General features: G+C 72.7%; 19 protein-coding genes. 7 read left to right on the top strand and 12 right to left on the bottom strand.

Annotated features, from left to right (window positions below):
* Positions 1 to 37 precede the first annotated feature (37 nt).
* Complete coding sequence (locus ACFYS8_RS16970) at positions 38 to 172, bottom strand: hypothetical protein (protein ID WP_387642175.1); 135 nt, start codon at positions 170 to 172, stop codon at positions 38 to 40.
* Between the two features lie 498 nt (positions 173 to 670).
* Here ACFYS8_RS16970 and ACFYS8_RS16965 point away from each other — a divergent pair, with 498 nt between their 5' ends.
* The 5 genes from ACFYS8_RS16965 to ACFYS8_RS16945 all read left to right on the top strand — a co-directional run bounded on the left by ACFYS8_RS16965 (position 671) and on the right by ACFYS8_RS16945 (position 4,340).
* Positions 671 to 1,138: a hypothetical protein gene (locus ACFYS8_RS16965; protein WP_387641726.1), complete on the top strand. Its 468-nt coding sequence runs from the start codon at positions 671 to 673 to the stop codon at positions 1,136 to 1,138.
* Between the two features lie 337 nt (positions 1,139 to 1,475).
* Positions 1,476 to 2,222 carry a hypothetical protein gene (locus ACFYS8_RS16960; RefSeq protein WP_387641723.1) on the top strand — a complete coding sequence of 249 codons (747 nt, stop codon included), beginning with the start codon at positions 1,476 to 1,478 and terminating at the stop codon, positions 2,220 to 2,222.
* A 208-nt stretch (positions 2,223 to 2,430) separates the two neighbouring features.
* Positions 2,431 to 3,351, top strand: a complete 921-nt coding sequence (locus tag ACFYS8_RS16955) for an aldo/keto reductase (RefSeq protein WP_387641720.1) — start codon at positions 2,431 to 2,433, stop codon at positions 3,349 to 3,351.
* Between the two features lie 438 nt (positions 3,352 to 3,789).
* Entirely contained in the window at positions 3,790 to 3,957 is a 168-nt protein-coding gene (locus ACFYS8_RS16950) for a hypothetical protein (RefSeq protein ID WP_387641718.1), read from the top strand.
* Positions 3,954 to 4,340 carry a hypothetical protein gene (locus ACFYS8_RS16945; RefSeq protein ID WP_387641715.1) on the top strand — a complete coding sequence of 129 codons (387 nt, stop codon included), beginning with the start codon at positions 3,954 to 3,956 and terminating at the stop codon, positions 4,338 to 4,340. The genes ACFYS8_RS16950 and ACFYS8_RS16945 overlap by 4 nt, the downstream gene beginning before the upstream one ends.
* A gap of 60 nt (positions 4,341 to 4,400) precedes the next feature.
* Here ACFYS8_RS16945 and ACFYS8_RS16940 read toward each other — a convergent pair whose 3' ends face one another.
* On the bottom strand, positions 4,401 to 5,801 hold the full coding sequence (locus tag ACFYS8_RS16940) for a glycoside hydrolase family 6 protein (RefSeq protein WP_387641713.1): 1,401 nt from the start codon (positions 5,799 to 5,801) through the stop codon (positions 4,401 to 4,403).
* A 274-nt stretch (positions 5,802 to 6,075) separates the two neighbouring features.
* Between ACFYS8_RS16940 and ACFYS8_RS16935 the strand changes: the two genes are divergently transcribed.
* Entirely contained in the window at positions 6,076 to 6,690 is a 615-nt protein-coding gene (locus tag ACFYS8_RS16935; protein WP_387641710.1) for a hypothetical protein, read from the top strand.
* A 178-nt stretch (positions 6,691 to 6,868) separates the two neighbouring features.
* On the opposite strand, the gene ACFYS8_RS16930 is transcribed toward ACFYS8_RS16935, so the two are convergent.
* From ACFYS8_RS16930 to ACFYS8_RS16910, 5 genes are all read right to left on the bottom strand, one after another.
* A complete protein-coding gene (locus ACFYS8_RS16930; RefSeq protein ID WP_387641707.1) occupies positions 6,869 to 7,330 on the bottom strand; it encodes a hypothetical protein in 462 nt (153 codons plus the stop codon).
* Positions 7,327 to 7,716 (bottom strand): MarR family winged helix-turn-helix transcriptional regulator, encoded by a 390-nt coding sequence (locus tag ACFYS8_RS16925; protein WP_387641704.1) that lies wholly within the window; start codon positions 7,714 to 7,716, stop codon positions 7,327 to 7,329. The genes ACFYS8_RS16930 and ACFYS8_RS16925 overlap by 4 nt, the downstream gene beginning before the upstream one ends.
* A 41-nt stretch (positions 7,717 to 7,757) precedes the next feature.
* Entirely contained in the window at positions 7,758 to 7,976 is a 219-nt protein-coding gene (locus ACFYS8_RS16920) for a hypothetical protein (RefSeq protein ID WP_387641702.1), read from the bottom strand.
* Between the two features lie 64 nt (positions 7,977 to 8,040).
* Positions 8,041 to 8,349, bottom strand: coding sequence for a hypothetical protein (locus ACFYS8_RS16915; RefSeq protein ID WP_387641700.1), 309 nt, complete (start codon positions 8,347 to 8,349; stop codon positions 8,041 to 8,043).
* Positions 8,350 to 8,392: 43 nt separating this feature from the next.
* The gene (locus tag ACFYS8_RS16910) at positions 8,393 to 8,890 is read right to left on the bottom strand and encodes a hypothetical protein (RefSeq protein WP_387641698.1); all 498 of its coding nucleotides are present in this window, start codon (positions 8,888 to 8,890) and stop codon (positions 8,393 to 8,395) included.
* Positions 8,891 to 9,017: 127 nt separating this feature from the next.
* Here ACFYS8_RS16910 and ACFYS8_RS16905 point away from each other — a divergent pair, with 127 nt between their 5' ends.
* Positions 9,018 to 9,677, top strand: a complete 660-nt coding sequence (locus tag ACFYS8_RS16905) for a DUF6193 family natural product biosynthesis protein (protein ID WP_387641696.1) — start codon at positions 9,018 to 9,020, stop codon at positions 9,675 to 9,677.
* A 7-nt stretch (positions 9,678 to 9,684) separates the two neighbouring features.
* Here the strand turns inward: ACFYS8_RS16905 and ACFYS8_RS16900 are convergent, their stop codons facing one another.
* The 5 genes from ACFYS8_RS16900 to ACFYS8_RS16880 all read right to left on the bottom strand — a co-directional run bounded on the left by ACFYS8_RS16900 (position 9,685) and on the right by ACFYS8_RS16880 (position 20,592).
* Positions 9,685 to 10,965 (bottom strand): SUKH-4 family immunity protein, encoded by a 1,281-nt coding sequence (locus ACFYS8_RS16900; protein WP_387641693.1) that lies wholly within the window; start codon positions 10,963 to 10,965, stop codon positions 9,685 to 9,687.
* Between the two features lie 58 nt (positions 10,966 to 11,023).
* Entirely contained in the window at positions 11,024 to 12,832 is a 1,809-nt protein-coding gene (locus tag ACFYS8_RS16895; protein ID WP_387641691.1) for an ATP-binding protein, read from the bottom strand.
* A gap of 38 nt (positions 12,833 to 12,870) precedes the next feature.
* Positions 12,871 to 14,970 carry an SUKH-4 family immunity protein gene (locus ACFYS8_RS16890; protein WP_387641689.1) on the bottom strand — a complete coding sequence of 700 codons (2,100 nt, stop codon included), beginning with the start codon at positions 14,968 to 14,970 and terminating at the stop codon, positions 12,871 to 12,873.
* A 34-nt stretch (positions 14,971 to 15,004) separates the two neighbouring features.
* Complete coding sequence (locus ACFYS8_RS16885) at positions 15,005 to 20,068, bottom strand: toxin glutamine deamidase domain-containing protein (protein ID WP_387642172.1); 5,064 nt, start codon at positions 20,066 to 20,068, stop codon at positions 15,005 to 15,007.
* A 140-nt stretch (positions 20,069 to 20,208) separates the two neighbouring features.
* Complete coding sequence (locus ACFYS8_RS16880; RefSeq protein ID WP_387641686.1) at positions 20,209 to 20,592, bottom strand: WXG100 family type VII secretion target; 384 nt, start codon at positions 20,590 to 20,592, stop codon at positions 20,209 to 20,211.
* Between the last annotated feature and the right edge of the window lie 304 nt (positions 20,593 to 20,896).

Below are 20,896 nucleotides of genomic sequence, written 5' to 3'. Positions count from 1 at the left end.
ATCATCTCCGACATGTCCCTTCCCTGGCCGGTCGCGGTCAGGAACCGTCGTTGGTGGAGTGGAGAACGGCCTCAGCGATCTCGCGCACGCGATCCCGGGTGATGCCGGCCCTCTGTTCGACGGTGAGGGGATGGTCAGTCGGTTCGAGCTCGATGAGGGGACGCTGACCGATGGGCTTGGTGTGGAGGTTGGTCTTCAGGTTGACGGTGCTGGGCGCATAGATGGGAAGTACGGCTTCTCGGATTCACGCCCTGAAATGTCCCAGAGGTCTGCGGCGCGATGGCACCGTCCAAGCGCGCGGTGACGTGGCTGCGGAAGAACCGGGTACTGCTGCCGGGCGTCTCGGTACGGCAGGTGTCCGAAGCGCGTACGGCGGCCGAGCGGCGCCTGTACGAGGCGGCGGCCCGCGCGAACTGCCGGGCCGGTCCAGGCCGGGGCTGCCGAGGGCGAGCACGCCGTTCCAGCAGACCAAAGGGGCTTATCTGATCGCACATGCAGCTTCAAGCCCGCGCCGTCGGCCGCTTCGGCCTTCGTTCCGGCCATTCAGGTTGCTGCGGGGGTGACAGGTTGCCCCAAACTGCCGACAGTGGCAGGTGTCCGGAGGCCCTCGGGAGCTTGCCGGGCAGACCCAGTGTCATCAGTGATATCACCTACGACAAATGGGGCTCTTATGCGGAATTCGTTCACTCTCCGCGGTCGCGGCAAAGCACTGACTGTGCTGTGTACCGGCGCGGTGCTCGGTGGGCTGGCCATGACCCAGCCCGCTCAGGCAGCATCAGCCGAGACCTGTCGGACGCTGAGCGCGACGGTCAACAACTCGGCCGGGCAGGCCGGCGGACACGTCCAGGGGACCTTCTGCATCAACACCAGCACGTACAGCGCGTATCTGCACTCCGGCTACTACAACTACGTGGAGGACTACCAGGCGGACGGGGTGGCCGCACGCGCCTACGTTTCACATGGCGGGTTCACCAATGGCCCGCTCGGCACGGACAGCACCTCCACCTCAGGGGGCACACAGCTGGACGCCTGGGATTCGACCGGTTCGGGCTCTTCGCTGAGGCTGTATGTCTGCCTCGGCACCGCATTCCCCGGTAGTGCCGGAGCCCGATGCGCCTCCAGCAGCATGTCCGCATAACCCCGCCGCGGCGTGCGGCCCCTCCTTCCGGGATCGGCGAGGGGCCCAGGACCCCCGGGAACGGCGCGGGGCCGCCACAGACTCGGTGGCAGCCCCGTGCGCGTTGCTCACAACACCCCGGGGCCGAGACGCCCCTCCAGCGCCATGCGGTTTGCCTCGCAAAGACGGCGAACGAGCACCTCGGCTTCATTGCGGACCAGGGCCCGTCGGCCCAGGTCAGCGAAGAAGCGGCCGCACAATGGACCCCGCTCCCGCGATGCCGTCGAAACCTTGAGCACCGCGGCTTCCCACCGGCCCGGACGGGATTCGTGTCAGAAGTCCGGTCTAGGTTTGGCCCGTGAATCACAGCACCTCCAAGGCCGGGGCGCCCCGCGAGCCTGGCTTGCCGCCCTACCAAGCAGTCCTGGCGGAGACTGATTGGGGTTCGCTCGAGACGGCTTTCGGGAACGGCGAGTGCCTTCCCGAAGTCCTGGCGCGGCTGCTGGAGCCTGATCCCAAGGTGCAGGTCACCGCGCTGTCGGAACTGAGTGAGCTGGTCGGCCATCAGAACACCATCTACGAGGCCACCGCCCCCGTCGCCATGTATGTCGCCGGCATCCTCGCCCACCCGGCGGCCATGACCCTCCGGCCGTATCGCAAGGTCCCCGTCCGCGCGACCTTGTTGAACTGGTTGGCCTCCACGGCCTACGACGCCTCCGACGAGATTGTCGACCGCATCGAGCAGTACTCCCCTGGCTTCCTCACCCCCGGCCCCACGCTGGCGGCCTTCCGGGACCTGCGCCCGATGCTCTATCGAGCCGTCGCGCCCTTCCTGCAGGACAGTCACGAGGACGTGCGCGAAGCCGCCGGCCTCGCCGCGCTCGTACTCGCCGAACACCCCGCGCTCGCCCAGCACCGCGATCACCTCGCCGTGCACGCGCGCCGCATCCTGGACACCGGCAGCAGCGCCCCTGACCGGCGCGTTGCCTGGAAGGCGCTCGAAGCATGGGGCCACGACGTCACCGACATTGAACCTCTTCGGGAGGAGCCCTGGGACTGCGGGCCACACAGCGACGGATGCGGCGATCTCGAACCTCCCTTCTGACGGACAGGCGAATGGTCCACCGGCCCAAAGATGTGCGGCCGCCGCCCAACCCCCGCGCCTCTCCGGCTGCTATAATTCCGAACGTCAACTGAGCCTTCTCGGCGCGGATTCCGATCCGCCGGGGAGGCTTTTTTCATGCCCGGAGCCGGCCCACGCCGCCCCGGCTGCCGCGTTCACCCCTTCCCAACTGCCAAGGGAGACCCCTGCCATGAACCCACGACCGACCACCGCACCCGCCATCTCCACCACCTCCAGCACCTGGCGACTCGGCGACCGAACCGTCAACCGCCTCGGTTTCGGCGCGATGCGTCTGACCGGCACCGCGCCGTTCCACCACGGCGTGCCGCGCGACCGTGAGCGGTCGATCGGTGTGCTCCGGCGGGCGGTCGAGCTGGGGGTGAATCACATCGACACCGCCGCGTTCTACTTCTCGGCGACGCGCTCCGCCAACGAGTTGATCAACCGGGCGCTGGCGCCCTACCCGGACGAGTTGGTCATCAGCACAAAGGTGTGGCCGGGCCGCGACCCGTCCGGCGCGTGGTGGTGGGCCTCCCCGGAGCAGCTGCGCGGCCAGGTCGAGGAGAACCTGCGTCAACTCGGCCGCGACCACCTGGATGTGGTGAACCTGCGGGTGCCGCCGAGCCGCCGGACCGGTTCGATCGGCGAGCATTTCGGTGCCCTGGCCGAGCTGCGCGACGCCGGGCTGGTTCGTCACCTCGGCGTCTCCCACGTCACCGCTGAGCAACTGGCCGAGGCGCGGGCCATCGCGCCGGTGGTCTGCGTGCAGAACCCGTTCGGGATCGGCGCGCCCGACGAGGACCGGGCACTGCTGCGGCGCTGCGGCCAACTCGGCATCGCCTTCGTGCCGTTCTTCACGATCGCCGGTGCGAGGCACGAGTCGGGCCCAGCCGCCGAGGAGCACGAGGAGGTACGCGCCGTCGCCCGCGCGCACGGCGTGTCCGTCGCCCAGGTCCGGCTCGCCTGGACCTTGCAGCAGGGGCCGCACGTGCTGGCGATCCCCGGAACCGGCGACCCGGACCACCTCACGGAGAACATGGCGTCCGGCGCCCTGCAACTCTCGGCCGACCAACTCGAACTCCTCAACTCCATTAATCCAGAGTCGAACTGACGGACCGTCATCGCTCGGGCATTCCGCCCGGAACGGGGAGTGGTTCACCGCCCCGTGGGGTTTGGGCGGGGTCGGGCAGTGCCAGGGTCTCGACAGCCGGAGGATCTGGCCATGGACCCTGCCCCGGGCACGTTCCCGCCGCCCGCCCCGCCGCTCCCCTACCTGCCGTGGCCACCACCACACCCATATCCGCACCCGCCCCCCTGGCACTGCCCGACCCCGAGCCCAAGCCCCACGCCCAGCCCCACACCCTCACCGACACCAACGCCAACACCACCTCCCACCCCCACGGAGACGACGGCCGCCCCGGCACCGCACGCGCCGACGCCCCGTCAGTCCCCGCACGCCAAACCGAAGCCGGCCTCGCACGCACCGACCCCGGCCCCGGCCGCTGTCGACGCTCCCCCGCCGGCCGCCGTCCAGCCGCGTCCGACCCTCATGCCGTCGACCACGGTCGCCGCGCCACCCCCGGCGGCCGCGCCGGCCGCCCCGGCGGCGATCGAGCCGTCGGTGTGGGCGACGGTGCTGATGCTCACCGTCCTGCTGCCGGCGGCGCTCGCCGCGTTGGCCGGGCAGCATCTCGCGTTCTCCAGGAGGAACCGATGAATCCCTCTCCGCTGCTCGGCGCGCTGGCCGCGATGACGCTGGCCGTCGGCTCCCTCGTGATCGCGCACCGGCTCCGCCCGCGGACGCCGGAGGGCGAGACGCCTCCGGACCCGCACCCGGCGCTGGGCGCGATCGGCTCCGGACTGCTCTCCGGGTTCACCCTGCTGACGGGGTTCCTGATCGCCACCGGGTGGGCTGCTCACAGCACCGGCATCGTCCCGCCGGACGGTCTGTACCTGGCGGACCTGGCGGCGGGCGGCGCGGTGCTGCTGTACCCGTCGCTGGCGGGTCTGCCGTTCACGCCCCGGTACGTGACGGCGGTGTGCCTGTTCGGCCTGCTGGTCGGCTACGTGATGGTGACGGCCGTCCAACTCCGGCCCTGAGCCGGGGAATCCCGCCCCGCCGGGCCCAGGGGGCGGGAGGGCCGGCGGGGCGGAACGGGCTCACGCGGTGGTGCAGGCGGCGCCGTTCAGGGTGAAGGCGCTCGGAGCGGTGTTGCCGCTGCCGTAGGTGGCCTGGAGCCCGAAGGCGGTGGACGCGCCGGCCGCCAGGGTGCCGTTGTAGCCCAGGTCGGTGGCGGTCACGGCGGCTCCGCTCTGGGTGACGGTGGCGTTCCAGGCGCTGGTGACCTTCTGGTCGCCCGGGAACGTCCAACCGAGCTTCCAGCCGGAGATGGTGGCGGTGCCGGTGTTCTTCACGGTGATGTCGGCGGTGAAGCCCCCGCTCCACGAGTTGGCCCGGTACGCGACCGAGCACGACGCCCCACCACTCGGCGGCTGCGACGTCGGCGGCTGGGAGCTGGGCGACGGACCGCTCGGGTCTGCCGCGTTCACCGCCAACTGGTAGGCGATGCCGGGCACGAAGGTACCGGCGGCGGCTGCGCAGCCGTCCGCCTCGCCCGGGGGCTTGACCCACAGGAAGGCGTCGACCGCGCCGTCTCCCGTGCTGGCCGTCGGGTAGTTGCCGATGGCGCGCCCGGACGGATCGCACCAGGTGCTGCCGGCCGGGCCGTTGCCGTTGCGGCTGGTGTCGATGACGGCGTGCAGGTTGCCGGGGTTGCCGAGCGCGGCGAGCACGTTGTGGGCGAAGGCGCTCTCCCCGGCCGTGGTGTTGAAGTTCGAGACGTTGGTGAAGAACCCGCCGGCGTTGAGCACGCCCGCGCCGCGCAGCCGGTTGGCCTGTTCGGCGGCGGAGTTCCAGGTGGAGTGCCCGCCGTCCAGGTACACCTTGGCGGCGGGGCTGGCGGCGTGGATGGTGGAGACAGCGCGTGCCAGCGAGGCGAAGCGGTCGTTCTGCTGCTGGGCGGTGAGGCAGGTGGTGAGCGCGATCGAGTCCGGTTCGAGGATCACCACGGAGCGCGAACTGCCCAGGCCCGCCGCGAACTTGCCGACCCAGGCGTCGTACGAGGCGAGGTCGGGCGCGCCGCCGGCGGACGCGCCGCCGCAGTCCCGGTTGGGGATGGCGTAGGCGACCAGTACGGGGGTCTGGCCGGCCTGTTCGGCGGCGGCGGTGACGGCGCGGACATCGGAAGTGACAGTCGTGGGGCGGTAGTTGCTGAACCAGATGCCCTGCGGCTGGCTGGCGACCCGCTTGGAGATCACCGGCGTACGGGAGTCGCCGGGGTTGGCGGCCACCCACTTGACGGCTTGGGACGCCGGATCCCGATAGAACTGGGTACCGGCGGGCAGACTGCCCTGCGCGGCAGCGTCGGCGCCGCTCTGCACGCCGGCCACCAGCCCGAACGCGGTGGCCGTGGCGGCCAGCGCGAGCGCGGCGGCACGGCGGGTGGGGCGACGGACGGTGCGGCGGGTGGGGCGAGGGACGGTGCGGTCGGGGATGTGCACGATGTCCTCCGGGGTGCTTGCCGGGGCAGGAGCGTGGGAGCGCTCCCGCAACGCGTCCGGCCGATGGTAGCCCCTCCAAGCAGGCCAGGCACCTACCGAACTCCTTTTCCAGAAGCGCCTGTTGACGCCTCCGCACCTGCTCCCACCTGCACCCACCTGCACCCGCGCCGACCGTTCGGGGCCGCCGTGGAGAGCCCCGTCCGCGTGTAAGTTTCCCGGCCCGGACGTCGCGTACCGTTGGTCCGCGACGCACGAAGACCTGGGGAGGGCGACGATGCGCATGGTGGGGCGGGCGGCCTGGAACTCGGCACTGGCGGCGCTGATATGGGCAGCGGTGTTCTTCGGACTCCGCGGACTGGCGGAATACTCCTACCAACAACACCTTCAGGCAATCGTTCCGACACTGGTGATCATCGCCATGTGGATCGCCTTCATCGCCTGGGTGGGGTCCCGCGACGACCCCACCGGCTGGCTGGTCATCGTCGCCGTCCTCGGCACCATCATGCTGATCGGCCACATGCACCTGCTCGACGTCCGGGCACTGCGTGACCACGGCATCGAACAGCACGCCCGGGTCACCCGCCTCACCACGGAGTGGGACGCCAACAACAACTCCCACCAGCGCTACACCCTGGAGGCGCTGGACGGCCCGCCGATCACCGCCACGATCGACGGCGGCTACGGCGACTACTACGACGTCGGCGACACCGTCACCGTCACCACCGACCCGACCGGCCACGTCGGCCCGCAACTCGGCGCCACCCCCAGCACCGGCGACGAACGCTGGACGGCCCGGATCGACACCGCGACGGCCGTCCTGATGGTCGCCCCCCTCACCGCCTGGGCAGTGGAACGCACCCGCAAACGCCGCTCCCCCGCCCGCGGTTGACACTCCCGGCAGCCCGATGCCACTTGCGGTGGGGCCTTGATCGGCCCTGGCCCCGGGGATCCTCGGCAGCCAGGCGGCCCATGTGCCGTTGGCGTTCGACAGCGAGCCGGTGCCCCGGGTGGGCGAATACGTGTACGCCGTGGGCTATGGCACCTCGGGCTCGCTGAGGAGTGCCCACTCACCCACCGGCTTGCCGCCAGGGGAACGGAGCGAGGTCCGGCTCGACCCAGCCGGTCCTGGCCGGGTCGCTTGCCAGCGTCGAGGACCGGTAGAAGCGGGTGAGCAGCTTCTTGTCGAGCAGCGCGGGGTACTGGCCGGCGAAGGCGTCGAAGTCGGCCGTGTCCGCCTGCCCGGCGTGGTGGCCCACCAGTTCCACCCAGGCCCGACTGACGGTGGCGTTGTACTTCTGCGGGGCCCCCGCGTAACGGGCGGTGCGCCGGATGCCGTCGCTGACCAGGTCGACCGCCGCACTGGTGCCGTGGCGTCGGACGGCCAGCCAGGTCAGTTGGACGTGCTGGCGGTGCCCGAACCGCTCGGCGGTCGCCATCACCTCCCCCATCAGCTCGGCGAACAGCGAGGACTCCTTCTCTGTGCCGTTCGCGCCGGGGCCGGAGTGCGGACCGTGGTGGTGCGTGGTCATGAGCCCTCCTTGGCCAGCGCGTCCAGGACGGCGTGGAAGCCGGCGACTGCTTCGGCGGGCAGGCCGTCCAGCGCGCGATTCTCGATGCCGGTCAGGGTCCGGGTGATGACGACGGCCGCCGCGCGCCCGGAGTCGGTCAGCTCGATGAGCACCGAGCGGCGGTCGCCGGCGCGCGTGCCTCGGGTGATGTGGCCGCGGCGTTCCAGCCGATCCAGCACGCCGGTGAGCGTCGTGGGGCGGGTGCCGACCGCGGCCCCCAACTGGGAGACGGTACGGCCCTGGCCGTCGGCGAGGTTGGCCAGTGCGTTGATCTCGGAGGCGGTCAGGTCGAGGTCGACGAGTTCGGTGGCGATCAGGTGCAAGGTGGCATGGGTCGCACGCTGCAAGGCCAGCAGCGCGGACCGACCCGGTGATACGGATTCGGACTTCACGGTTTCGGATAGTACGATATCGGAATACTTGACGGCAAGACGCTCCGATGCGATCTGCACGCCTTCGTCGCGGCATCCGCCGCCAGGGTGGCGGCCTCCGGCGCGGTGATCTCCCCGGTGGAGGTGTCGACCTGCCCGGCGGCCTCCTCCAGCACCACCTGCGGCGCAGCCGCGCGCTTCGGGCCGGCCCGCTCCACCTTCGGCGGGGTCTTCAACCTCGCCTTCGCACCCTCCCGCTCCACCCGCGCCTGCCGCCCTCTGGCCGCGGCGCGGACCGCCTCAGCTCATCGGGCGGAGCATGTCGGAGAGCTTGGACAGATGCGCGCGATCCCGCTCCGTGTCCCAGCCGAATTCCGCCGCTCTTGCGCCCCGCAGCTCGTCCACGACGGCCAGGAGCCACCCGGCGACCTCCGCGCGCTTCGGCTGGTCGAGGGTGGAGAAATCGACGCCGATCGAGCTCGCATACCGCTGGTATTCGTCGCGAACCGCAGGTGCGAGGCGCTCCATGGCCAGCTCACAAATGGTGTGCCAGCCGTACGAATTGGTGAACCAGTCCTCGCCGTCTTCCGACGTCACGATCGCGGACATCGCCGCCCTCCCCGGACGATCGCTCCATTCAGCACCCCGGCGGTCAGGAGTCGGCGCCTTTCCGGAACCGCTTCGCGAGCACCGGGTCCGACTCCCACCACAGGCCGTTCCCGTCACTCGCCTCCGCACCGGCCGCGGCCTCGCGCAGGGGGCGGAGTTCGGGCTCGCCCTCGGCGCGCACCCGGAACATCAGGCCGGGGACCAGGAAGAACACCGCGCCGAGCACGAGGAGGGACGCCGCCGCGAAGACCGGGGGAACGGCGGTTCCGGCCAGGACGGGCAGGAGGAGTGCGACGCGGAGTCCGGTCCCTCGGGCGGTGACCAGGAAGTCCCGGTCTTCCGCCACCTCCACGGTCACCGTGTTGGAGCTGGTGCGGTCCTTCGCCGTGACCCGCACCTGGTGGGTGCCGACCGTCGCCGGGAACCGCGCGCTCTCCCCCTGCCGGACCTGGCCGACCTTGGCCCCGTCGACGACGACGATGAAGTTTCCCGCCCGGCCGATCCCCGGCTGCTCCGCGCGCACCACGATGGTCCCGGTCATCAGCCAGCCCCCCCTCGTTCTGATGATCATGTGTGAAACCGCGCCAGAGGATAGCGCCCGGCCGGCACGGGCAACAACTGCCCGGCCGGCCAGGGACGTTCACACCCGCGTCCCTACACTGCACGCCATGACCGACGCATCCACCACCGCGGGCCTCGGCCCCATTCTCGACCGGATCGCCGCCGGCCTGGGGCTGTCGCTGCCCGAGCCGGAGAGGTTCAGCCACCTCTACGCCAACTTCCACGACGCGGAGACCGGCGACCGGGCGTCGATCCGCGACTGGACGCCGGGCGCGGGGCCGACCGTCTCGCTGGCCCGCGCGAACATCATGCTCGCCAACGGACACGCCCCGGACCTCGCGGCGGCGGTGCCTGCGGTCGTGGCCTGGCTGGCGGGCGCCGAGCTGGCGGCGGTGCGGGAGATCGCACCGTTCCTGGTCGTCCACGACTGGGCGTTCGCGCACGAGCGCGAGCCGCTGGACGCGACGGAGCTGGCCTGGCAGCAGCGGATGGGCCGGTTCGACACCCAGCCTCCCCACTACCAACCGCCGGGCTACCGGGCGATGTTCGAGGCGGCGTTCGCCGAGCCGCGACTGCGCCGGCTGACACCGGTGACCAGTCATTTCACGCTGTGGTTCTCCGTCACGGAGTACCCGCATCAGCGGGTCGGGCAGACGGCCATCGAGCCCCTGCGCGACGGTACCTTCCTGGTCCGCGACGCGGGCCCGGCCGCCACCGCCGAGGAGGCCGTCGCGCTCGCGGTGGCGACCCTGCCGCCGGGGTACTGACGAAAGATCAGAGCAGGCCGTCCCACAGCTGCTCGACGATGACGGCCCACCAGTTCTCGGGGTCGCCGAACACCGTGCCGTCGAGCGCGGCCAGTTCACGCTGGAAGGCGTCCACGGCGAGGCCGGCGGCCTGCGGGTCGAGGCCGCGCAGGGCGGGGTGGCGGGTGGCGAGCAGGGACAGGCAGCGCAGGTACGCGGCGAGGTCGGTGTTGAGGTAGCGGCCGGTGCCGGTGTCGGGGTCAACGGCCCAGATCCGGCCGATGCCCGCTCCGGTGCCGGTGCCGCCGTCGCCGCACTGGACGGCGATCAGTGCGTGGCCGTCGTCGCCGAGGACCAGGTAGTCGGCGAGCAGGGAACGGGTCCGCTCGGGGACGCGGGCGCCCCGGCCGGTCGCGGCAAGGTGGTCGGCGACGGAGGGCAGCCCGGGCAGGTGGCGGAAGAACGACGGGACCTCGGTGGGCAGTCCGGCCTCGGCCAACGTGGCCGCGGTGGCAGCGGGGGCGGGGCCGGCGACGCGGTGGATCCGCTCGGCGCCGAACTGCGCGTCCAGCCGGGCGCCGAGTTCGCGGTCGCTCTCAACAGCCGCCGCGGGCACGGCGCGGGGGAAGGGGATCCGGTTGGGACGCGGCGGCGCGGGGCGCCCGGCCCGGCGGAAGGTGTCCTCGGTGGCGTCGGTGAGCTCGCGGACGCCGGCGGCCCGGCGGTCGTAGCGCGGACCGTAGGCGTGGCCGAAGTCGAAGGTGGCGTTGGGGAGTTCGGCGAGCAGCACGGGGGCGCAGTAGCCGCCGGGCAGTTCGCAGGGCCGCAGGTCGGTGTAGACGGACAGCACGTCCTCGGGGCGGACGCCCTGCTGCTGGAGGGTGCGCCAGGCGCGGACCTCGGGGTGGCCGGCGCCGGGGGTGGAGAGCTGGAACAGGCTCTGCTCCTCGCCGGCGGCGTCCCGGTAGGTGAGGACGACGGAGGTGCCGGGGCCGACCACCGGCGGGCGGGACGGGTCGTAGCTGCCCGCGCCGAGCTTGTCGCGGTAGAGCTGGACAACCTCGTCGACGGGCACCGACGGCCAGTGGGTGAGTTCGCCGGTCTCCCGGTCGACGACGGCGCAGGCGGTGCCGATCTCGGCGGGGGCGCGGCGTTCGCCGACGGGCCGGTCGGGTTCGGCGTCGGGGATCGGCCAGAGCACCCAGCCGAGGTCGAACTCGTGCACGCCGATCCGGTGCCACTGGTCCTCGGGCCGGGCACCGTTGATCCACTGGTGGGCCGCCTCGATGGCCTGCTCACGGGTCGTCACGCGGTCGTTCTCCTTCGGAGCCGGTTGGTCGGTGTTCACAGTAGTGGACGAGTGCCGGTCACCGACCGGCCGGTCGCAGGGCGGCGATGCCGTGCGCGTCGGCGATCAGCAGCAGGCCGTCGGGGGTGAGGTCGGCGCCGGCCAGTGGTGCGGCGGACAGGAACGCGGCGATCGGCCCGATGGCGCTGCCGTCGGCGGGGTCGCGCTGCCAGAGCCGGACGTAGTCGCCCCCGATGCTGAGCGCGAGGGTGCCGGCGGCGCGCTGGTCGTCGTCGGGGCGGGCGAGTTGCCCGGGGTCGGTGTGGTCGATCTCGCCGGTACGGGCGTCGTAGGCCGTCAACTCGGGCTGATGGCCGGGTCGGTGGGCGACCAGCAGGTGGTTGCCGTCGGGGCGGACGGCGGCGGTGACGGCGCCGACGCCGGTGAGCGGCCGGGCCCACAGGGTGTGCCAGGGCACGTCCAGGCCGGTGGTGTCGACGCCGGGGAGGCCGTCCTGGCGGGCGGCGTGGTCGAGCAGTGCGGCGCGCAGTTCGACGTCGAGTTCCTGGCGGGTGAACAGCGGGGCGAGGCGCAGCCAGGTGCGGCCGAGCGGTGGCAGCGCGGCAGCGTCGAGGCGGTCGACGGCGGCGCGCAGCCGGTGCTGTTCGGCGTGCAGCAGGAAGCCGGGGTCGGTGAGGAGTTGGTCGAGCAGGCCGCCGTGCAGGGCGTGTCCGGCGAGTTGTTCGCGGACGTAGCGGGGGGCGTCGGCCCAGCGCTGCGGCCGGTCGCCGTCGAGGGTGGCGAGCAGGGCGGTGGCGATCCGGCGGTGGACTTCGCGGGCGGTGCGGCCGAGGCGTTCGCGGATTTCGTCGGCGACGGCGGGGTGGACGATGCGGGCGCCGGGTCTGCCGTTGTCGGTGGTGGCGAGGTCGAAGAACGGGAGCAGCAGGTCTCGGCCGGCGGCGAGGGCGGGGCCGAGGTCCTTGCCGGCGACGGCGGACGCGACGGGCGCCCACAGCTCGAACGGCAGGGGTTCGCCGGGTCCGGCGAGGGCGAGCGGGGCGAGCAGGCGGCGCAGGGTCAGTTCGTCGGCGCCGCAGCGTTCGGCGTGCAGGTCGAGGGCGTCGCCGGCGCTGCGGGGCAGGGGCAGCGGGCCGGTGGGGTGGGCCTGGACGGACCAGCCGGCCAGCCGGACCACCAGCGGGCTGTCGGCGACGGCGGCCAGCTGGCGGGCCACGACGGGGTCGGGGACGGCGAGTTCGGCCTGCCGGAGCAGGGCGTCGGGGTCGCGCCACGGGTCCTGGTCGAGGTCGAGGATCCGCACCTGGCCGTCGGGGACGTCCTCGGCGAGCCGGGCGGCCTCGGTGCGGGGCAGGTCGGCGAGCAGGCGGACGCCGGGGTTGAGGGCGAGCGGCAGCAGCACCTCGCTGGTGACCTTGGCGGGCTCGTCGGTGCCGGTCAGCGTGCCGGCCCGGTCGATGTCGGCGAGGACCACGGTCTGCGGCTGCTGGGGGGTGCCGATTCCGGCGAGCACGGCGGGCAGCTGGTCCGCTCGGTCGGTGCCGGGGGCGAACCGGTCGGCGAGCAGCCAGCGCAGTTGGACGGCCTTCAGGCCGGTGGCGTCGAGGACGGGGGGTGCGGGCTGGTCGGCGGGCGGGACGGTGGACGGGTCGAGGGCGTCGGTGTCGATGAGGGCGCGGTGTGCGGGGTCGCAGAGCATCAGGAAGGCGGTGAGCAGCCGGGTGCGGCCGCTGCCGCTGTCGCCGGTGATCAGCACCGTGCGCGGCGCGTCGGCCGTGCCGGACCGCCAGGCCGCCAGGGTGCGCAGCGCTGCCGCCCGGCCGCCGAGGTGCGGGTGGGGCTGGTGGGCGACGGTGGTGTCGGTCACGTCGGTCTCTCCGGTCGGGGGGAGTGGGCGGCGGGGAGTCAGGCCCAGGTGTCGGGTTCGAGGACGTACTGCCAGCTGTCGGTGGCGGCGGCGTCGGGGTCGATTCCGGCGAGGCGGGTGCGGAGTTCGGAGAGCAGGTCGTAGCTGTCGGCCTCGGTGGGCCAGTAGGCCGTCAGGTACTGGGTCTGGACGGCGACCATGGTGAGGAAGTGCTCCAGGGTGGTGCCGATCAGCGGCTCGCTGGGGCTGGTCGTGTCGGGCCAGTGCGCGGGCATCGTGCGGAGCACCCGGCCGTTGCTGCCGTCGAGCACCAGGTCGGCAGCGATCCAGCCGCCGAGCAGGTAGCACGGTCCGCCGCCGTCCGGGCGGTTGCGGGCGGGCAGCCCGTCGCCGGGGGTGAGCCAGTAGCCGGTGGGGCTGTCGACGGCGGGCAGGCCGACGGTGGCAAGCAGTTCGCGGGTCGGCCGGTGGGTGATGCCGTCCGGGACGGGGTCGATCCGGTGCAACTGCCCGGCGCCGAAGGCCTGTTCCAGCAGCTGCCGCAGGTCGGGCGTGTCGGCGGGGTCGTAGGGGCGGGGCAGCTGGCGGCCGAACGAGCCGACCGGCGCCACCAGTCGGTGCTCGGGCGCGTCGCGCAGCAGCGTGACGTCCGGCCGGACGGCGTAGGCGCCGCGCACCCCGGCCAGCACCAGCAGGTCGCCGACGGAGCCGACGGCATCCGCGTCGGGGTGGTGGAACAGTCCGAGCGGCGCACCGTCCGGACCGTCCAGGATCTCGGCGTAGCCGACCTTCTGACGTACCGTCAACTGGGCCTCGCCCGGCTCGAGTTCGTCGCCGTCGTCCGGGACCGACTCCCCCGTGGACGCGTCCCGGAGGAAGCGGTTCTCCTCCTCGTCCTCGATGACGGCGATGGGCCTGCCGCCCAGTTCGGCGGCCTGCACCAGGTCGATCTCCTCGGTGTGCCAGGGCTCGGTGCGGGGGGTGAACGCGCCGATCGGGCTCCACCGGGACCACACGGTGCGGAAGGTCAGCGGTTCGGGGCAGGCCGCGGCGAGCGCCTCGGCCCGGTCGAACTGCCCGCGGGTGTGGGCGTCGTGGGCGAGCCGGGCGATCCACTCGCCGTGCGGCGCGCCGGCCAGGCCGTAACCGACGAGGTAGCGCAGGGCGGCGGCGGGGGTGCCGTAGCGGAACGCGCCGTCGGCGTACGCGGTGCGCAGGGCCTCGGTCAGCGCGTCCTGCGGGACGTGCGCGAGGGCGCGGGCGTCGTCGAGCAGTTCGTCGAAGCGTCCGGCGGCGGCGGCGTGGCCGGGCAGCGAACGCGCCGCCCACGGCTCGGTCAGGTCGGCGGCCGACAGCTGCTCCGTCATCCGGGAGTGGAACGCGGCGGCCTCGACCGGGGCGTAACGCAGTTCCTCGACCAGGGCGGGACGGTCGAACCCGACCGTGCCGTCCGCCTCCCGCACCAGCGGCTCGGCGGCGAGCGTCAGCAGGTCGGCCTCGGTCACCAGGACGTCGGCGGCCCGGCACAGCTCGGCCCAGCCGGCCACCGGCACGCGGCGCAGCTGGGCGTTGGCCAGCGCCCGCAACGCGGACAGGGTCTGCGGCGGGACGGCGGCGGTCAGCGCCGCCAGTTCCTCCGGGCCCGTGCCGCCGGGAAGTCGGAGCACGTCCAGCCAGTACCCGGTGGGCTCGGTGGCGGGCGGTTCGGGGGGCTGCGACTGTTCGACGACCAGTTGCAGCCGACCCTCCTGCGCGGGGATGGCGAGCTCGGCGACCACCGCCCGGGCCTGGTCGGCCGCGCCGCCGGCCGCCGAGCCCGCCAGCTGGGTGTTGGCGAGCAGCACGGTGCGGGGCGTCCAGTCGCGGCGCAGCGCCCGCTTCAGTTCGTCCAGGCTGCCGAAGGTGCGCTCCAACACGCCGGTGCGGTCGATCAGTTCCTGCACCACGGAGTCGGCGCTGCGCCCGGCGAAGTCGATCAGGAGCGCCGCCGGGAACGCCTCGGCGATCCCGGCGAGCACCGCGCTCTTCCCGCTGCCGGCCGGGCCGGTCACGTGGAGCCGGCCCCGGCTGCCGTCCTGCAGTCGCTCGGTGGCGGCGGTGATCGCCGCCGTCACCGCCGTCTCGTCGCGCCCGGTCATCCGGCCACTCCCTTGCTCACTCGCTCATGTTCGTTCAGTGCTGCGGCCCGGCCGGAGCTGGGGGCTGACGGTGCTGCTCCATCCCCATCCAGGCCCGGCCCACCTTTGCCACGTGGTCGCCGAAGTCCCGGTCCATCTGCTGCTTGGCCGGGCCGGCCACGTCGGCACCCGCGTCCTTCTGATGCCGGTACCCGGTCGCATAGTAGACCGGCACGCCCGTCTGATCACGCGACAGATAGCCCGAGCAGTCCGCGTGACCTGGGCCGATGCCGCACGGCTCGCGCTCGGTGTAGAGGCTGAGCACCTCCGGTTGGTCCTTCTGGTCACGGGTGGCCTTCAGGTGGTCCATCCAGCCGCCGAGGTGCGTCTCGGAGTGCAGCGGCGTGATCCCGGCCCGCGGCTTGCTGGGCGGAACCGAGCTGTCCACCACGAAACTGACCTGCCGCGTCTTGGGGTCGTACACCTCGATCACCGCGTAGTTGCGCCCGGTGAGGTCCGGCCGGTGCACGGCCTGGTTGACCGCGGCCTGGATGCTGCGCGTCCCGAACGCCTGCTTGATGTCCGCACGGAGCTGCTGGTAGTCCGGCGACTGCTTCAGCCCCGCCTCGCCCTTGGACGTGCTGTGGTCGACGCCGCCGCGGCTCGCGGTGTCCGCCTCGCCCGGGCGGGAGCCGGCCACCCGCGGGTCGGCGTTGTACGGGTGGGCCATCGACTCGGGGCTGGCGCCCACACCGTGGTTCTGGTGGAACGCGTCGCTCATACGGCCCATGGCGGCGACCGCCGCGCCCTGCTCGCCCGGGTTCATGTCCTTGAACCCGGGCAGCTTGGCCTCCAGATCGGCCCGGGTGAACGTCTTCGGGCCGGCCTGCGCGTCGCCCTTGCTCTCGTCCAGCACCTTGGCGAGATCGCCGCTGGCCGCCCACTCGTTCAGCTTGTTGTAGACGCCGTTCCGGTCGATCTGGCGGACGTCGTTGGTCTCCCGCAGCCGAACCTGGGCGTCGTCCGGCGGGAGGTTGCTGTGCGTCTGGTTCTTGTCCTGCTTCGGGCCGAGATTCTCGTCGGAGCGGGCCGCTTCGTGGATCGGGTGGTCGGGGTCGTTCGCCCGCCGCTCGTCGATGACCTGCTTGTCGGTCTTGGGCGTGTCGTTGTGGTGCGACGGTCCGGCCTCGGCGTTCCCGTCCCCGCTGTGCTTCGGCTTCTTGGTGGGCGCGCCGCCCTCGGGGTCGTCCTCCGCCTTGTTCTTCTTGCCCGCCGGGTCTTCCGGACGCCGGTCGGGGGTGCCTTGGTCCTTGGCGCTGTGGTCCTTGGCGTTGTGGTCCTGGGTGCTGTGGTCTCCGGTCGGGTGGCGGTCGGGGTCGAGGGTGATCGCGAACACGCCGTGGTCACCGTTGTAAAGCGGCTTGTCACTGCGCTGGCCGGTCTGGTTGTCCAGGTAGGTGATCTTCCCGTCGTGGTTGACGACGTTCCACGCGTGGGCCCGCCCGTTGGCGTCCTGCGTGATGATCACCGCCTGCGAGCCGTGCCCGTCCCCGCGCAACTGGTCCTCGACCCGACGGAACGCCGCGTCCCCGTTGCCCATGTCCCGGAACGGCGCCCCGAGTTGACCCTCAGCCCGGTCCCGGCCGCCCCGCTCCCCCTCCGGCCCACCGTCGCGCCGCGGCGCGGCCGCCGTCGGATTCCCGCTGTACGTGTCGGCCGTCGACAGCGCCACATCGAGGCAGTTGTTGTCCCGCCCCGGCGCCCGGTGCCCGTCCCCGTTGACCGCCCCCGGCCAGTCCCCGTTCGGATCCGGATGCCGCTGCGGCGTCCCGTCCGGATTCCGCGGCACCCGGCTCTCCAGATCCACCTGATGCTGCGGATCCGGCCGGTCCAGCCCACCCGGCGTGTCGTACGGCCGACTGTCCGCGAGCGCCTCCGGCCGGTGCGCATGGCCGTCCGCGACCGGACCGTCGTGGTGCGAGACGTCGGCGGAGTGCGAGGGGTCGGCGGAGTGCGAGGGGTCGGCGGTGGACGCGTCCGAGTGCGAACTCCCCGCCTCGGGGCGGTCGGCGCTCGGACGGTCGGTGTCGGGGCGGGCCGCATCCTGGTGATCGGCGTCGGGGTGCGTCGAGTCCGGGCGCGCGGAATCGGGGCGAGCACCGTCTGGACGCGCCGTGTCGGGGTGGCCCGCGTCGGGACGCGCCGTGTCAGGGCGCGAACCGTCCGGACGACCGGCGTCAGGACGACCGGCATCCGGGCGAGTTGAGTCGGGACGGCCCGCGTCAGGACGCGCCGAATCCGGGCGACCCGCGTCCGGCCGCGCACCGTCGGGGCGCGAAGCATCCGGACGGCCGGTGTCAGGACGCCCACCTTCGGGACGCGCCGAATCCGGGCGCCCGGCATCCGGCCGCGCACCGGCGGAGCGCGAAGCGTCCGGACGGCCGGTGTCAGGACGGCTCGCGTCAGGGCGAGTTGAGTCCGGACGGCCGGTGTTCGGACGCCCGCTATCGGGACGCGTCGCGTCGGGACGCGCCGCATCCGGCCGCATGGTGTCCGGGCGACCGGCATCGGGGCGCCCGCCTTCGGGGCGCACCGGGCCGAACCGGCCCGCGTCCGGGCGCCCACCCTCGGGGCTCACCGGGCCCAGCCGGCCCACGTCCGGGCGTCCGCCGCCGGAGCGAGCCGTCTCGGCGGCTGGGCGCGGCGTGAACGTGGAGTTGCCGTTGTGCTGTTGCCCCTGGTGGGCCGAGCCCTGACTTGGCACCGTCGGCCCGGAACCGGGTCCGGACGTCGCTCGGCCCGCACCCGCACCGGACGGAGCGCCGCCACCCGGCATCGCGCCACCGCCCATCGGCATGCCGCCACCCGGCACACCGGCCCCACCCGCAGGGCCGACACTCGTGCCGTCCGGGCCGGTCGCCGGAATACCGCCAACACCCGGCCGCTGGTCGGGACCGGCGTGGGGCGGCGTCGCCGTGGCGGTGGCACCAAGGCCGGCCACGTCCAGACGCGGCGGCACCTGACCGGTGTGCGCGCCGGAGTCGGAGTCACCGTTCCGCTGGTCGCCGCCCCGGAACGGCGGCGCACCCGCGGCCGAAACGGGGCCCCCGACTGGCGGGCGCGAGTCGGCTCCGTGCGACGGACCCGACGACGAGTCACCCCCACGCGCCGGCTCGTGCCCGAAGCTGTCGCCCACCCCCGGCTGCGGGTGCACCGTGAAGCCCGGCTTGTGACTGGCGTCGCCGAAGTCAGTGGCGGCGCCGCCGTGGTACTGGACGCTCATCTGGTCCTGGACGATCTTGACCCCGTTGGAGTCCTTGACGACGTCGCCGTTCAACGAATGCTCGTCGAAGTCCAGCTTGTACTTGTGGTCGGGCCCGGGAGTCGGACCGTCATGCCCGCCCGGACGCCCACCATCGGTACCGGTCTGCGACGCACCAGCGTGCGACGGCCCGTGATGCTCAGGCCCACGCCCCGCGCCATCGTGCCCAGCCGGCCGACCCGCATCAACATCCGGCCGATGCCCCGAACCATCATGGCCCGCCGGCCGACCCGCATCCGGCCCAGCCCCACGCGACGAACCGTCGTGCCCCACCGGACGCCCAGCATCCGACTCCGACCGATGCGGCACACCATCCGTACCCGTCGGCGACGCACCAGCGTGCGACGGCCCGTGATGCTCAGGCCCACGCCCCGCACCGTCATGCCCAGCCGGCCGACCCGCATCAACATCCGGCCGATGCCCCGAACCATCATGCCCCGCCGGACGACCCACATCCGGCCCAGCCCCACGCGACGAACCGTCATGCCCCACCGGACGCCCAGCATCCGACTCCGACCGATGCGGCACACCGTCATGCCCTGCCGGACGCCCACCGTCAGCCCCGGTCCTCGGCCCCCCGCCGTCCGCACCGGTCCGCGTGGAGCCGTCGTGCGACGACGGGCCGGACGCGCCGGACGCGCCGGCGGCGGCCTCGTGGCTGGGGGGCTGGTGGTCGGTGCCGAGGCGGGTGCCGAAGGGGTCGAGCGCCGGGCCGTGGTCGGCGCGTGGCGGACGGGGCGGCGCGGGCTGGTTCCCGCTGTTCGGCGCGTGGTGGTCCGACCCGCTGCCCGCCGAATCGGCGGAGCCGGACGAACTAGGCGTCGGACCGTTGCCGTTCCCACCGTGCTGCGAAGGCCCGCCGCTGGACGAACTCCCGCCCCCGGAGGACGAGTTCACGTGCGGACCACCCGACGGCACCGGCCCGGCCCCGTGCCCGGGAGACGACGCCCCGGTGCCCGAACCCGAATCCCCTCCCGAACGGTCACTCCCGGAGCGGTCGCCCCCACCCGAAGAGGAGTCCCCCGAGCCGTGCCCGCCCGAAGACGAATCCCCGTGCCCGGCCGCATGGTCGATGCCGCTGCGGACGTGGCCGCCGGCCCGCGAACCGACGCCGTCGCGGAGGGCCTCGGTGAAGGTCTGGCCGGAGTTCTTGACGGAGTCGACGAAGTCCTCGGCGCCGCGCTTGGCCGTCCGCCCCAGGTCGTACCCGTTCTGCGCACCGAAGTTCTGGTTCACGGTCTGCGCGATCAGGTCGCTGATCATGCCCTGGATCGCCGAGACCGCCGGCTCCTTCAGCGTCTCCATGATCGCTTCCATCAGCGCCTGCCGAAGCTCCTTCAGCAACCGCCGCACGATCATCTTCGTCGCCGTCGTCGCCCCGACCGCGCCCAGCTCCGACAGACCCAGCGTGAACGGCGCAGCCGCCTGAGCGGCGATCAACTCCACGGCCAGCGCCACCAACTGCGCAATCACGGCCACCTTGCACGTGACCACGATCACCGCCGCCGCGTCGAACGCCACAGCGATCAGCCGCGCCGCCGACGCCGCGTCCGCCAGATACCCGTCCGAACCGCCGCCGGAGAACTTCTCCCAGGTCTTGCCGAACGCGTCGATGCTGTCACCCGAGTTGCTCGACAGCACACCGTTCGCCGCGCTCGCACCCCGGTAGTGGAGCTCCTCCACCTGGTCCGCGAAGTCCCGCCAGACCTGCGCCGACTCCCGGAGCTTGTCCTCGTCCGCGGTCGGCCAGTCGAAGCCGAGCATCTCCAGGACCCACTCGACACTGCTCGGCAACATCAGCGACACTTCGCCAAACCCCCTGGACCTCACACGAACGAACGGACGGACCAACAGACGGACGGGCCGTCAACCGGCGCGACGGCGCCGGAACGGACGCGGCGTCGGGCATCAGGCCCGCCGCGTCGAGAGCGGCCAGGTCAGTAGACCCTCGGCCGGTACAGCGCCCGGATCTGGCCGCCGACTTCGCCCTCGCGGGCTTCCAGGGTGTGGATGTTGCTCTCGTTCTGGCTCTCGGTGGCCTCGTGGCTGTCGGCCATGCTCTGCAGCTTGCCGCCGATCTCGCCGATCCGGGTGCCGAGGGAGTCCATCGACTCCTTCATTCCGTCGCGCAGGCCCTCGTAGACGATGCCGAACTTTTCGCCGAGGTCGTCGTCGCCCCAGGGGGGCGTGTCGCCCTGTTCGAGCGATTCGAGCCGACCGGAGAGGGTCTGGAGGGCGGCGAGGAAGTCCTGACCGACGGCGGACATGTTCCTGCCCTCGATCCGGAGACTTGCCGAATCGACCACGATCTGCTGAGACATGCCCGCCCCCGACTTGCACCGCCGGGGTCGCTCGTCATGCTGGCCCCGTGAGTTCGGGACCCTCGGGCCGGCTTCCGGCGGCCGGGGGTCCGCTTTGGTGCCTGCAATCATAGGACCCAAATCATTTGCCAAGCCATGCCGCCTGCCGACTGTGCAAAAGCTTGTCACCACTCCTCCACCGCCCGACCGGTGGCCCGCGCTCCCCCGATCACCCCGCGGGGGCCCACCGGCCTTGACCGGCCCGGGAGTTCCGCCGACGGAATTTCCGACCGCCCCTCATGACAGAGGCCCACAAAGGCCCCGC

This window comes from Kitasatospora sp. NPDC004615, from assembly GCF_042873545.1.
Classification (GTDB): domain Bacteria; phylum Actinomycetota; class Actinomycetes; order Streptomycetales; family Streptomycetaceae; genus Kitasatospora.
Note: the sequence above shows the minus strand (reverse complement) of the source record. Positions and strands in the feature narration are given on the sequence as shown.